At 74.1% G+C, this 13,047-nt stretch carries 12 protein-coding genes; 10 read left to right on the top strand and 2 right to left on the bottom strand.

The window, feature by feature from the left end:
- The first annotated feature begins 72 nt into the window (after positions 1–72).
- From OP18_RS05295 to OP18_RS05260, 8 genes are read left to right on the top strand one after another with little or no spacing between them, the layout of a single operon-like run.
- Complete coding sequence (locus OP18_RS05295; RefSeq protein ID WP_033357587.1) at positions 73–1,446, top strand: hypothetical protein; 1,374 nt, start codon at positions 73–75, stop codon at positions 1,444–1,446.
- Entirely contained in the window at positions 1,443–2,651 is a 1,209-nt protein-coding gene (locus OP18_RS05290) for a hypothetical protein (RefSeq protein WP_052386257.1), read from the top strand. Before OP18_RS05295 ends, OP18_RS05290 begins: the two co-directional genes overlap by 4 nt.
- 2 nt (positions 2,652–2,653) lie before the next feature.
- Positions 2,654–3,541, top strand: a complete 888-nt coding sequence (locus tag OP18_RS05285; RefSeq protein WP_052386256.1) for a sulfotransferase domain-containing protein — start codon at positions 2,654–2,656, stop codon at positions 3,539–3,541.
- Positions 3,538–5,025 carry a lipopolysaccharide biosynthesis protein gene (locus OP18_RS05280; protein ID WP_033357586.1) on the top strand — a complete coding sequence of 496 codons (1,488 nt, stop codon included), beginning with the start codon at positions 3,538–3,540 and terminating at the stop codon, positions 5,023–5,025. Before OP18_RS05285 ends, OP18_RS05280 begins: the two co-directional genes overlap by 4 nt.
- On the top strand, positions 5,022–5,768 hold the full coding sequence (locus tag OP18_RS05275; protein ID WP_033357585.1) for a class I SAM-dependent methyltransferase: 747 nt from the start codon (positions 5,022–5,024) through the stop codon (positions 5,766–5,768). Before OP18_RS05280 ends, OP18_RS05275 begins: the two co-directional genes overlap by 4 nt.
- Before the next feature lie 27 nt (positions 5,769–5,795).
- Positions 5,796–6,869 carry a glycoside hydrolase family 26 protein gene (locus OP18_RS05270; RefSeq protein WP_245635263.1) on the top strand — a complete coding sequence of 358 codons (1,074 nt, stop codon included), beginning with the start codon at positions 5,796–5,798 and terminating at the stop codon, positions 6,867–6,869.
- Between the two features lie 2 nt (positions 6,870–6,871).
- Positions 6,872–7,558 (top strand): hypothetical protein, encoded by a 687-nt coding sequence (locus tag OP18_RS05265; RefSeq protein ID WP_033357584.1) that lies wholly within the window; start codon positions 6,872–6,874, stop codon positions 7,556–7,558.
- Between the two features lie 6 nt (positions 7,559–7,564).
- A complete protein-coding gene (locus OP18_RS05260) occupies positions 7,565–8,512 on the top strand; it encodes a nucleoside triphosphate pyrophosphohydrolase (protein WP_033357583.1) in 948 nt (315 codons plus the stop codon).
- Here OP18_RS05260 and OP18_RS05255 read toward each other — a convergent pair.
- Together OP18_RS05255 and OP18_RS05250 are read right to left on the bottom strand one after the other, a co-directional pair.
- Positions 8,482–8,700 carry a hypothetical protein gene (locus OP18_RS05255; RefSeq protein WP_033357582.1) on the bottom strand — a complete coding sequence of 73 codons (219 nt, stop codon included), beginning with the start codon at positions 8,698–8,700 and terminating at the stop codon, positions 8,482–8,484. The genes OP18_RS05260 and OP18_RS05255 overlap by 31 nt on opposite strands.
- Positions 8,701–9,001: 301 nt before the next feature.
- A complete protein-coding gene (locus OP18_RS05250) occupies positions 9,002–9,904 on the bottom strand; it encodes a DMT family transporter (RefSeq protein ID WP_052386255.1) in 903 nt (300 codons plus the stop codon).
- 69 nt (positions 9,905–9,973) lie between these two features.
- Here OP18_RS05250 and pdxR point away from each other — a divergent pair, with 69 nt between their 5' ends.
- Complete coding sequence (gene pdxR / locus OP18_RS05245) at positions 9,974–11,341, top strand: MocR-like pyridoxine biosynthesis transcription factor PdxR (RefSeq protein WP_033357581.1); 1,368 nt, start codon at positions 9,974–9,976, stop codon at positions 11,339–11,341.
- A gap of 10 nt (positions 11,342–11,351) precedes the next feature.
- Entirely contained in the window at positions 11,352–12,965 is a 1,614-nt protein-coding gene (locus OP18_RS05240; RefSeq protein WP_033357580.1) for a DUF885 domain-containing protein, read from the top strand.
- The last annotated feature ends 82 nt before the right edge of the window (positions 12,966–13,047 follow it).

Genomic DNA, 13,047 nt, shown 5'->3' with positions numbered 1-13,047 from the left:
GACTGAGCTTGCGAGCGAATCATGTAGCAGGTTCGGGGCAGGCCGGCGCCGGAGCGCAGCGGAGGTGGCGGCGTGACCGTCCTTGCGGACCATCCGTCGCCGCAGGCGGCGGCGCCCGGTCCCGAACGGGCCAAGCGGCGGCACCGGCTGCCCGCCTGGCCCGTCACCGGCCTGCTCCTGCTGTTCCCGCTCTGGTGGGCGCTCGGCCTCGGCACCCTGATCTTCTTCCTGGTGGCGGTGCCGATGACCGTGTCGCTGGTGCGGCACCGCGCCTCCGGTCAGGTCGTGAAGCTGCCGCCCGGCTTCCTGCTGTGGCTGCTGTTCCTGGCCGTGGTCGGGCTGGGGCTGTTCAGCCTCGGCGCCGACCCGGCCGGCACCGTGCCCGGCACGGCGGCCAGCCGCCTGGTGTCCTTCGCGTTCCGCCTCGGTGGCTACCTCGCGATGACCGTGATCCTCGTGTACGCCGGCAACGTCGAGCACCGGCAGCTGCCGCAGCGGCGGTTCATCCGGCTGCTCGCCTGGCTGTTCGTGGTCACCGTCGCCGGCGGGCTGCTCGGCATGGCCGCGCCGCGCTTCGAGTTCACCGCGCCGCTGGAGCTGCTGCTGCCGCACCACCTGCGGGAGAACGGCTTCATCCAGTCGCTGGTGCACCCGACCGCCGCGCAGATCATGAACCTGCTCGGCGGGGAGACCCCGCGGCCCGGCGCGCCCTGGGGGTACACCAACACCTGGGGCAACAACGTCTGCCTGCTCATCGGCTGGCTGCTCGTGGCCGGCTGGGCGCTGGCGAAGCAGCGCTGGGCCAAGGTGCTCACCCTGGTGACGCTGCTGCTGGCGATGGCGCCGATCGTCTACTCGCTCAACCGCGGCCTGTGGATCGGGCTCGGGGTGATGGTGCTGTACGTGGCGGTGCGGCTCGCGCTGCGCGGCCGGTTCGGCGCGCTGTGCCTGGTCGGGGTCGCCGGGGTGGGCGTCGCCGTGGCCGTCGCCACCACGCCGCTCGGCGATGTCGTCACCGCCCGCCTGGAGGACGGCAAGTCCAACGGCGTGCGGATGTACACCACCGAGAAGGCCGTCGGCGGGATGGCCGAGTCGCCGCTGATCGGCTTCGGCTCCACCCGCAACACGATCGGCGGCCGCAACTCGATCGCGGTCGGCGAGAGCGACGACTGCGAGCGCTGCGGCAACTTCACCATCGGCGGCAACGGCCAGCTGTGGCAGCTGCTGTTCGCCCACGGGCTGCTCGGCACCGCCACCTACCTGGGGTTCTTCGCCGTGGGGCTGTGGCGGTTCCGGCGCGACGCGACCCCGGCCGGGCTGGCCGCCACCGCCGCGATCGTGTCCAGTTTCGCCGCGATGTTCTGGTACAACGCGCTCGTCACCCCGCTGGCGCTGACCTTCCTCGCGTACGCCGTCCTGTGGCGCAACCGTTTGGAGAGCCGATGAGCCCAGTGAAGACCGCACCGGCCATGCTGCGGGTCGACGACGAGCGGCTGCGCGCGCAGTACGTCGAGGAGGTCCTCGCCCTGCTGTACCCCGGGCAGGGCACCGCGAGGGTGGAGTTCCTGGTCGTGCCGAACACCCGCAAGCCGCGGCTGCTGGTGCCCGCCGACGACCGCCGGCTCGCCGCCGCCGCCGTGCGCCGCTACGCCGAGCCGCAGTCGCGGGTGGCGCGGCTCAAGCGCGACGCCGTCGTCGCCGCCCTGCGCAGCGGCGCGTCGTCGGTGCTGCTGCGCGACCGGATCGGCGTCACGACCGGTGCCGACACCATCGAGACCTACCTGCGTCGTGTACTGGCGACCGACGTGCGGCTCAGCGTCCACATCGGACCGGCGCGGGCCAACCGCAAGCCGGTGCTGCAGCTGCTCACCGCCGACGGCGCCACCGTGGCGTTCGCCAAGCTCGGCACGTCGGCGCTGACCAGGGCACTGGTCAAGGCCGAGGGCAACGCCCTCGCGGCGGTGTCGACCGCCGGGCTCAAGACGCTTCGGGTACCCGACGCGGTCCACATCGGACAGTGGGGCGAGCACGAGGTGCTCGTGCAGTCGGCGCTGCCGGTGTGGCGGCCCAGGGTCCCGCTGACCGCGCCGCGGCTGGCCAACGCGATGCGTGAGGTCGCCGCCTGCTGCGGTACCCGGCGCGGCCGGCTCGACGACAGCGGCTACTGGACCAGGCTGCGGGCCCGGCTCGACACGGTCGCCGAGCACCAGGAAGGCGGTGCGCTGCGGACCGCGGCCGAGCGCATCGCCCGCGCCGCCGGCGGCGTCCAGCTCACGTACGGCTCCTGGCACGGCGACTGGTCACCGTGGAACATGGCCGTCCTCGCCGACACGATCCTGGTCTGGGACTGGGAACGCTTCACCCCCGGCGTCCCGATCGGCTACGACGCGCTGCACCACGCGCTGCAGGTCGGCATCGGCCGGGAAGCGTCGGCCGCCCAGGCCGTCAACGACCTCATCGACGCCGCGCCCGAGCTGCTGCTGCCGTTCGGCGTGGTGCACCGCCAGGCGGTCGAGGTGACCACCCTGCTCTACCTCATCGACCTGGCCACCCGGTACGTCACCGACCGGCAGGCGGAGGCCGGCGCCCGGCTGGGCGTGCTCGGCAGCTGGCTGCTGCCCGTTCTCGTCGCGCGAGTGGAGGCGCTGTAACCATGCCCGTGCAGGTTCCCGACCCGGTGAAGCGGATCATCCACTTCGGATCCCGCAACTACGGCCAGCTGACCGCGAACCGGCGGATGCTGCCGCAGTTCCTCATCTGCGGCGGTCAGCGCTGCGGCACCACGTCGCTCTACCGCGCCCTCGCCGCGCATCCCGCCGTCATCAAGGCGGTGCTGCACAAGGGCGTGCACTACTTCGACGTGGGCTACCACCACGGGCTGCGCTGGTACCGCGGCCACTTCCCGCTGCAGCGGCGCGCGGCACGCATCCAGGACGAGCTCGGCGTGCCCGCGCAGACCTTCGAGTCCAGCCCGTACTACATGTACCACCCGCACGCCCTGGCCCGCATCGCCGCCGACCTGCCCGGCGTGAAGCTGGTCGTGCTGGTCCGCGACCCGGTCGAGCGGGCGTACTCCCAGCACGCGCACGAGGTCGCCCGCGGCTTCGAGACCGAGGTGGACTTCGGCCGGGCCCTCGCGTTGGAGCCGTCCCGCCTCGCCGGGCAGCGCGAGCTGCTGCTGGCCGACCCGACCGCGTACAGCTTCGCCCACCAGCACCACGCCTACCGGGCCCGCGGCGAGTACATCGAGTACATCGAACCGATGGCGGCGCTGCTCGGCCGCGACCGGGTGCACGTGGTGGACAGCACCGAGTTCTTCCTGCGCCCGGAGCCGGTGTACGACGCCGTCCTGGACTTCCTCGGCCTGCCCCGCACCGGGCAGTACCCGGCGTTCGAACGGCACAACGCGCGGCCCCGCAACCGCCTCGACGACTCGATCGCCTCGCAGCTCGCCGAGCACTACGCCCCGTACGACGAGCGCCTGGCCGCCTGGCTCGGCCGGCGCCCCTCCTGGCTGTCCACAGCGGACAGTCCGGCGTGACGGCGACGCTCGACACGCCCGCCGCCGGGACGGGACTGGAGTCGCGCAGCGGCATGCTGCGCGGCGCCGCCCGGGGCGGGCTGGCGAACCTCGCCGGCACCGTCTGCACCGGCGCCGCCGGGCTGGGCGTCACGTGGCTCGCCGCCCGCGCCCTGGATCCGCGCGGCGCGGGCGCGTTCTTCGCCGCCACGGCCGTGTTCGGCCTCGGCGTCACCGTCGCGAAGCTCGGCGTGCAGACGTCGCTGGTGTACTGGCCGGCCCGGATGCGCGCGACCGGCGACCTGTCCCGGCTGGGCGAGTGCCTGCGCGCCGCGCTCGCGCCCGTCGCCGTGGCCGCGCTGGTCATCGCCGGTGGCCTGTGGTTCGCCGCGGACCTGCTGCCCGGCCGCCCGGACCTGGTGCGGACCCTCGCGGTGTTCCTGCCGGCGGCCGCGGTCAGCGACGCGCTGCTCGCCGCGACCCGCGGCCTGCGCGCGATGCGCCCGACCGTGCTGCTCGACCGGGTCATGCGCCCTGCCGCGCAGCTGGTGCTGCTGGCCCTGGTGTGGGTGGCCGGCTGGGGCCCGGACGTCTTCGCCGCGCTGTGGGCGCTGCCGTACCTGCCCGCCGCGCTGTTCGCCGGGGTCGCGCTGACCCGCCTGCGCACCAGCCTCACGGCCGGTGCCGACGGCGAGCCGAGCGACTTCACCCCGCGGCGGTTCTGGGCGTTCACCGCGCCGCGCGCCGTGGCGAGCCTCGCCCAGATGGCGCTGCAACGCGTCGACGTGCTGCTCGTCGCCGCGCTCGCCGGCCTGGCCCCGGCCGCCATGTACGCCGTCGCCGGCCGGTTCGTCATCCTCGGCCAGTTCGTCAACCAGGGCGTCACCCAGTCGGTCCAGCCCCGCCTCGCCGAGCGGCTCGCCGTGCGCGACACCGCCGGCGCGAACCTGCTCTACCGCCAGGCGACCGCGTGGGTGGTGACCGCCTGCTGGCCGCTGTACCTGCTGATGTTCACCTACGCGCCGCAGTACCTCGACCTCTTCGGCGAGCACTACGAGGGCGGCGTGCCGATCGTGCGGCTGCTGTCGGCCACGATGATGGTGGCGACCGCGTGCGGGATGGTCGACGTGGTCCTGGCCATGGCCGGACGCACCTGGTGGAACCTCGCGAACGTCGGCCTGGCCCTGCTCACCATGCTGGTGCTCGACGCGGTGCTGATCCCCCGGCACGGCGCGGCCGGCGCCGCCGTCGGGCTGTGCGCCGCGGTGCTCGTCAACAACCTCGTCCCGCTCGTGCAGGTGGTGCGGGGGCTGGGGCTGCACCCGTTCGGCCGGGCCACGCTGCTGGCCGGCGGGCTCGCCGCGTCGTGTTTCGCCGTGCCGCAGCTGGCCGTGCTGCCGGTCGACGGGCTGTTTGTGCAATTCGCCGCCACGGGGGCGGGCGCGGTCGCGTACTGCTGCGCGGTCGTGCGTTTGAGGCAGGTTCTATTGCAGGGGGAACGATGAGAACTGACTACGCGGAGGTCTTCCAGTCGGACGCGGCGGTCGACAAGTACGAACGGGTGGTCTACGCGCCGGAGACCTACTCCACGGCGGTGAGCGACCGGCAGCGCGCGTTCCTGCGCCGCCTGGTCCGCCGCGAGTTCACCGCCCGCCGCCCCGTCCAGCACGACTTCGCGTGCGGCACCGGCCGGGCGATCAAGCTGTTGCACGGTGTCGTACGGGCGGCGCACGGCTACGACGTGTCGGCCCAGATGCTCGCGAAGGCCCAGGAGGCGGGCGTCTACGCGAAGCTGCACCAGGTCGCCGGCGACGGACCCGTCCCCGAGCCGGCCACCGTGGACGGGCCGGCGCTGGTGACCGTGTTCCGCCTGCTGCTCAACGCGCCGAAGGACGTCCGGGACCGGGCGATCGCGTTCGCCGCGAAGATCCTGCCCGAGGCCGAGTCGGGCCTGCTGGTCGTGGAGAACCACGGCAACCGCTCCTCGCTGCGGCACCTGCGGCACCGCTCCAACCGCGCCAACCAGTGGTTCGCCGAGCTGCACCACGCCGAGGTCGAGCAGCTGCTGGCGCGGCACGGCTTCGAGGTCGTGCAGCGGCGCGGCTTCGCGCTGTGCCCGGCCGGCGCGTACCGCCGCGAATGGCTGCGCCGGGTCGCCCGCCGCGCGGACGACCTCGCCGCCCGCAGCGCCCGCCTGTCCGGGGTGGCCACCGACGTGCTGTACGTGGCGCGGCGGATCCCCAAGTAGTCCCCATAGCGGAGGGATGTCCTCGCAGTGAAGCGGATCGGGCTCGTCATCGCCGTCGTGGTCGCCTGCCTGGCGGGCGCGACGGTGGTGACCCTCAGCGTGCTGTCCACGAAGGACACCCCGGCGCCCCGGCCGTCGCCGACCTCCGGGCCGGCGACGCCGGGCGCGCCACCGGCGATCGCGACCTCCGACGGGCCGTTCGCGGCCGGGCCGGTCGCGCCGCCGAAGCAGGGCTCGTACCTCGGCGCGTGGGTCCGCCCGGAGCACCTCACCGAGTCCGGCCGGCTCACCGCGATGAGCGCCTGGGAGAAATCCGTCGGGCGCAAGATGGCGATCGTCAACACGTACCGCCGCTTCGACGAGAACTTCTTCAACGCCTCCGACGAGCAGTTCGCCGCGCGCGGCACCACCCTCATGCTGTCGTGGGCCGGCGGCGACACCCGCCTGGTCACCATGGGCCGCTACGACGAGCTGATCCGCGAGCGGGCCCGGGAGCTCAAGGCGTTCGGCCGTCCGGTGTTGCTGCGCTACCGGTGGGAGATGGACCGGCCGAACCTGCGCGCCCAGATGTGGTCCGGTGAGGACTACGTCGCGGCGTGGCGGCACGTGCGGGGCATCTTCACCGCCGAGGGCGCCACCAACGCGTCCTGGGTGTGGTGCCCGACCGCGGAGGGCTTCCTCGGCGGCTACGCGGCACCGTTCTACCCCGGCGACGACCTGGTCGACTGGAACTGCGTCGACGTGTACGCGGGCTCCACGTACGACACGATCGGCGCGCTGATGCGCCCGTTCCTCGAGTTCTGCGCCCAGCACCCGGCGAAGCCGGTGATGGTCGGCGAGTTCGGCGTGGCCCGCGTGTGGGGCACCGGGCAGCGCGCCGCCTGGCTGCGCGACGCGTCGGCGACGTTCAAGGCCAACCCGCAGATCCGGGCCGTCATGTACTTCGAGTCCGACCCGACCGACAACAAGGGCCCCACGCAGCAGTTCCAGGTCTCCGACGACCCGGCGGTCCTCGGCGCCTTCCGCACCTCGATCGCGCAGGACCCGCACTACACGCCGATGACCGCCGCCAAGAGCGGCGCCAGGAACAGGAGGAAGTGACCATGTCCCGTGTGGGTGTGCTCGCGCTGGTCGCGGCCCTCGCGTGCGCGTCCCTGGCCGGCTGCCGGTCCGACCCGACCGTCGCGGCGTACCTCGGCGACGGCACCGTCACCATCGACGAGGTCGGCACCGTCGCCGCCGACCTGCCGGCCGGCCCGGCGCAGCGCGGCCAGGTCGCCGGCTACGTCCTCGGCTCCATGATCATCCGTGACGTCGGCCGGCGGCTCGTGGCGCGGCGCGCCCTCACCCTGTCCCAGGCGACCGCCGCCGACACCGTCGCCCAGTACTACGACCTGCCCGCCGACGCGCCCGTGGTGTCCCTCGTCACCGACACCCAGAACGTGCTGATCACCCTCGCCGGCGCCGTCACCCCCGTCGAGCCCGACCGCGACCAGCAGCGCGCCGCCTTCGAGGCGCTGTACTTCGCCACCGGCCGCCCCGTCTCGGAGCGCTACCAGTTCGAGCAGCTGCAGTACCTGCTCAACCGGGACAGCATCGGCCGGATGATCGCCTTGCGCCGGGTGCTCGACGAGGCCGTCGCCGCGTCCGGCATCACCGTCAACCCCCGCTACGCCGGCCTCACCTACGGCCTGCCGGTCGAGGTCCGGCTCGGCCAGGGCGGCGCCCTCGCGCGGGCCAGTATCCTGGTGCACCTGACCGTGGACGAGGTGCCAGCCGAGGAGGCCTGAGAACAAGTGCCGGGCAGCGTGGTCCTGCTGGTGACGTCACCCCGGCTCCCGGCCGGCGTGCTCACCGCCCAGGCGTGGGACGTCGTGCGTGCCCACCCGGTCCTCACCGCGGCCGACTCCGAGCAGGCCGACGCCCTGCGCGCGGCCGGCGCGAGCGTCACCGTCGTCGAGCCGGCCGTCACCGTCCTGCTCGACGCCCTGGCCGCGCACGGCACCGTCGTCTGGCTCGCCGCCCCCGACGGCGATGAGCAGCTGGCCCGTGAGCTGGGCCTGCGCCTGGCCCGCGAGCCCGGCCTGGCCACCCTGGAGCTGCTGTACGGCTCCTGGGACCCGCCCGGCGCGCGCGTCCTGGACGCCGTCACCGTCATGGACCGGCTCATGCACCCCGAGACCGGCGACGCCTGGAAACGCGCGCAGACCCATGCCAGCCTGGCGCCCTTCCTGCTCGAGGAGTCCTACGAGCTGTACGACGCCATCCGCGACAACGACCTCGACGCGGTCCGCGAGGAGCTCGGCGACGTCCTGCTGCAGGTCGTCCTGCACGCCCGCCTCGCCGAGGACACCCCTGACATCGCCAGCAGATTCACCCTCGACGACGTCGCCGGCGACCTGGTCGCCAAGCTCATCCGCCGCAACCCGCACGTCTTCGCCGGCGCCGAGGTCGGCGGCATCGACGACATCATCGCCAACTGGGAGCAGATCAAGCAGGCCGAGAAGTCCCGCGCCTCCGCCGTCGACGGCGTCGCCCTCTCCCAGCCCGCCCTCGCCCTCACCGCCAAGCTCCTGCACCGCGTCGCCCGCGCCGGCCTCACCGTCGACTTCACCCCCGCCGACCCGCTCGGCGCCGCCCTCTTCGCCCTGGTCGTCCAGGCCCACGAGCAGGGCAAGGACGCCGAGGCCGCCCTGCGCACCGCCGCCCTGTCCTACATGGACGCCGTCCGCCGCGCCGAGTAGGGATCCCGCACCGCCGCCGGCCTGCCGAGCCCGGCCGCGATGTCGAGCACCGGCCCGGCCGCCACGTAGTACCGCCCTTTGGTCTGCCCCCGCTGCTCCAGCAGTCCCCGGTCGAGCAGCATCCGCAGGTCCCGGGTCGCCTGGTCCGTCGTGAGCCCCTCGTCACGCTGGTACGAGGTGCGCCGCACCCGCCCACCCTCGGCCGCCGTGTAGAGCGCGGACGTCGTGCGGCCCGGCAGCCCGGAGGCCCTCCAGGCGCTCCCACAACGCAGGTAGTGGTAGCGGAACTCGGCCGAGTGAGTTGGACCTCTTGATCCCATGGGCGACCAGCTGCCGCCGCGGGTGGATCGTCGACGGGGTGCGCCGCGGCCACCTCGAGTCGCAGTGCCTCCCGCATTCGGACCAGGGCGTCCAGCACCCGCCGGTCGTCGGCCGCCAGCTCGGGCGTCGGGTAGAGCATGCCGAGATGTACATCGGCGACGCTTGGGATCACCGTCGCGTCGCCGGGGTGGTGGTGGCGGGGAGCGGGGTCGTGGGTGGTGCGGCGAGTGGAGGGGTGGCGGCGCGGCTCAGGCCGATCGCGAGGCCGGCGGCCACGGCGAGGACCCCGGCGAGCTGGCGCGGGTCCGGCGCGACCCGGTCCGTGACGGCGACCGTGGCCAGGGCGAACACCGGCACCAGGCCCACGAACACGCCGGCGCGTTCGATGCCGAGGTGGGCGACGCCGGTGTACCAGCAGACGAACGCGACCACGGTCAGCACCAGGCCGAGGAACGCCAGGGCGGCGGTCTCGCCGGAGGAGGGCAGGCGGGGGCGCTCGCCGCTGAACGGCAGGACGAGCAGCAGCAGGGGCACGGCCAGAGCGGTGCTCCAGGCCGACACGCGGACCGCGCCGAGGCGGGGCAGCAGCGGCGCGGCCAGCAGCGAGAACGCGGCCTCGCACAGCAGGACGCCGCAGGCGGCGGCGAGGCCGGGGGCGTCGATGCGCCCGCCGCCCTCGACGAGGACCGCGCCGAGCACCACGACCGCGGCCGCGAGCAGCAGGCGGGGGGAGGGCCGGCGGCGCTCCTGCAGCGGGCCGAGCAGCGCGAGCAGCAGCGGGCTGGCGCCGACGATGGTGCCGATGGCCGCCGGGTCGGCGTGGCGCAGGGCGTACATGAGCAGCACGTTGAAGCCGACCAGGCCGGTGGCGGCCACCCCGGCCAGGCGCAGCAGCTCGCGGCCCGTCGGGCGCAGCCACGTGGTGAGCAGGGCGAGCGCCGCCGCGGCCAGGGTGTAGCGCAGCGCCTGTCCGGTCAGCACCGGATAGTCCACCAGCGACCGGCTCACGGTGAAGGAGGAGCCGAGGATCGCGCAGGTCAGCACGCAGTACAACGTGTACAGCCGGTTCATGACGGTGAACTTACGATCGGCAGTGGTCCACGCTACAGTGCCACCGAGCCCCGCGTTTGGAGGTCCACTTTGTCGGTCTGGGAGGCGTTGGTCGAGCTTGACCGCACTCGGCCGCGGGTCGGCGACCAGCTGGTCGGTGCGCTGCGGGAGGCGATCACCCGCGGGCGGCTGGCGCCCGGGACGCGGCTGCCCTCGACCAGGGACCTCGCCGCCGACCTGGGGGTCTCGCGGGGACTGGTCGTGGGGGCGTACGAGCAGCTCACGGCCGAGGGGCGGCTGCTGACCCGGCGCGGCTCCGGCACGGTGGTCGCCGCGGTCGCGACGCCGGTCCCGCGCCGGCGCAGCGACCCGCCGGACCGCCCGGCGAGCGTCGCGCCGCTGCGCCCGGGCGTGCCGGACCTCGGGATGTTCCCGCGCACCGCGTGGCGGCGGGCGTACGAGACCGCGCTGACCAGCGCCCTGGACGCCGACTTCGACTACGGCGACGCGACCGGGGCGCCCCGGCTGCGCCGGGAGCTGTCGGGCTACCTCGGCCGGGTGCGCGCCGCGCTGGTACCCCCGGAAGGGCTGGTCGTGACCGCCGGCGTGACGCAGGGCCTGGCGCTGCTGGCGAGGGTGCTGCTGGAGCGCGACGTGCGGCGGGTCGCCCTGGAGGACCCGGGTCCGGCCGCGCTGCGCGAGCACCTCGGCCGGCTCGGGCTGGACGTCGTCCCGGTGCCGGTCGACGGCGACGGGCTCGACGTGCGGGCGCTCGGCCGCACCCGGTGCAGGGCGGTCGTGGTCACCCCGGCGCACCAGTTCCCGACCGGCGTGGTGCTCGCGCCGCAGCGGCGCACCGAGCTGATCGCCTGGGCGAGGAAGGTCGACGGGCTGGTCATCGAGGACGACTACGACGCCGAGCACCGCTACGACCGGGATCCCGTCGCCTGCCTGCAGGGCCTCGCGCCGGACCGGGTCGCCCTGGTCGGCTCGGTGAGCAAGGTCCTCGCCCCCGGGCTGCGGCTGGGCTGGCTGGCGGCGCCGCAGACCCTGCTGGACCGGGTGTGCGCGGCGAAGGCCGACGCCGACAACGGCGGCCCGGCGCTGCAGCAGCTGGCCTTCGCGGAGTTCCTCGCCGGCGGCGGCTACGACCGGCACCTGCGCCGGGCCCGGCGGCTGCACCGGGAGCGCCGCGACGCGGTCGTCGCCGCGCTGCGCCGGCACCTGCCGCGGGCCCGCGTCGGCGGCATCGCCGCCGGGCTGCACCTGGTGGTGGAGCTGCCGCCGGAGACCGATGACCGGGCCGTGGCGCAGCGCGCCGCCGAGTGCGGGCTCGGCCCCGTCGCGCTGTCGTCGCTGCGGGTCCGCAAGGGCCCGCCCGGGCTGGTGCTCGGCTACGCCGCGCACACACCGCACGAGCTCGCCAGAGCGGTCAGGACACTCGCCGGTCTCGTATAGGTTCGAACCCATGCCGCATGACTTCGTGCCTCTTGCCGAGCACATCGCCGACGCGCTGCTGGAGTCCGATCCGCGGCTCGCCGCGTCGGCCGGCGACCACCGCTTCGACGACCGGCTGCCCGACCTGTCCACCGAGGGCGTCGCCGCCGACGTCGACATGCTCCGCGACGCCTCCGCCGCGCTGTCCCAGGTGGACCTGGACCTGCTCGACCCGCAGGAGCAGGTCGACCACGCGGTGCTGCTGGCCCGGGTCGAGCGGATGCTGTTCGAGCGGACCGAGATCCGCGAGCACGAATGGAACCCGCTCGTGCACAACCCGGCGACGCTGCTCGACGCGCTGATCTCCCGGCCGTTCGCACCCGCGGAGGAGCGGCTCACCTCCCTCGCGGCGCGGCTGTCGGCGATCCCCGACGCGCTCGCCACGGCCCGCGAGACCCTGACCGACATGCCCCGGGTGCACGTGGAGACCGCGGCCGGGCAGTTCCAGGGCACCGCGCGGCTGGTCCGCGACGAGCTCGGCGAGCTGCTCAAGGAGGCGCCCGGGCTGGCCGAGGTGGTGCGTCCGCTGCAGGAACGCGCCGCGGCGCAGCTCGACGAGTTCGCCGCCTGGCTGCGCGGGCGGGTCGACACCGCCGAGCGGGACCCGCGGCTGGGCCGCCGGCTGTGGGAGGCCCGGCTGTGGCACACGCTGGACACCGAGCTCGGTGCGGCCGCGGTGCTGCGCCGCGCCGAGGACAACCTCGAGCGGGTGGGCGCGCAGCTGCGGGCCGCCGCGGCGCAGCTGACCGGCGGGCCGGAGACCGACGAGACGGTCCGCGCCGCGTTCGCCCTGGCCGCCGCCGACGTGCCGGACAACGACACGATCGTCGAGCAGGCGAAGGTGGCCCTGGAGGAGGCGACCGCGTTCGCCCGGGAGCACGACCTCGTCACCCTCGTGGACGACCCGCTGGTCATCATGGAGATGCCGGAGTTCGCCCGGGGCGTCGCCGTGGCCTACTGCGACCCGCCCGGCCTGCTGGAGACCGCCGAGCTGCCGACGTTCTTCTGCATCTCACCCACCCCGTCGGAGTGGTCCGCGGAGCGGGTCGCGTCGTTCTACCGCGAGTACAACACCCACATGCTGCGCGACCTGACCGTGCACGAGGCGACGCCCGGGCACTTCCTGCAGCTGGCGCACGCCCGGCGGTTCCGCGGCCGTACCCGGGCCCGGGCGATCGGCTGGTCCGGGCCGTTCGTGGAGGGCTGGGCGGTCTACGCCGAGGAGCTGATGGCCGAGCGCGGCTTCGGCGGCCTGCCGGTGCGCCTGCAGCAGCTCAAGATGCAGCTGCGGATGAGCATCAACGCGATCATCGACCAGCGGGTCCACTGCGACGGGATGACCGAGCAGGAGGCGATGGCGCTGATGATGGGCGCCGGCTTCCAGGAGGAGGGTGAGGCGGCCGGGAAGTGGCGCCGCGCGCTGCTGTCCTCGACCCAGCTGTCGACGTACTTCGTGGGCTACACCGAGGTGCGTGAGATAGCGGATGAACGGCCGGTGGACGTCACGCTGCGCGACTGGCACGACCAGATGCTCGCGCACGGCTCACCTCCGCCCCGCCACCTGCGAACCCTGCTCAACCTGTAGGTGCGACTCAGCAAGATCCGCCGAACCGATAGGCTCAGGGTGCCGCACCGTGGCGGCCGACCAATCTTTGTCTGCAAGGAGT

The sequence above is a fragment of the Dactylosporangium aurantiacum genome (assembly GCF_000716715.1).
In the GTDB taxonomy this organism is placed as follows: domain Bacteria; phylum Actinomycetota; class Actinomycetes; order Mycobacteriales; family Micromonosporaceae; genus Dactylosporangium; species Dactylosporangium aurantiacum.
This window is presented reverse-complemented; position numbering and strand designations above follow the sequence as displayed.

What these genes read in the sequence shown, in the direction of transcription:
- OP18_RS05290 (WP_052386257.1), top strand. Translation starts at nt 1,443, where the DNA reads ATGAGCCCAGTGAAGACCGCACCGGCCATGCTGCGGGTCGACGACGAG.
- OP18_RS05285 (WP_052386256.1), top strand. Translation starts at nt 2,654, where the DNA reads ATGCCCGTGCAGGTTCCCGACCCGGTGAAGCGGATCATCCACTTCGGA.
- OP18_RS05275 (WP_033357585.1), top strand. Translation starts at nt 5,022, where the DNA reads ATGAGAACTGACTACGCGGAGGTCTTCCAGTCGGACGCGGCGGTCGAC.
- OP18_RS05265 (WP_033357584.1), top strand. Translation starts at nt 6,872, where the DNA reads ATGTCCCGTGTGGGTGTGCTCGCGCTGGTCGCGGCCCTCGCGTGCGCG.
- OP18_RS05240 (WP_033357580.1), top strand. Translation starts at nt 11,352, where the DNA reads ATGCCGCATGACTTCGTGCCTCTTGCCGAGCACATCGCCGACGCGCTG.
- OP18_RS05250 (WP_052386255.1), bottom strand. Translation starts at nt 9,904, where the DNA reads ATGAACCGGCTGTACACGTTGTACTGCGTGCTGACCTGCGCGATCCTC.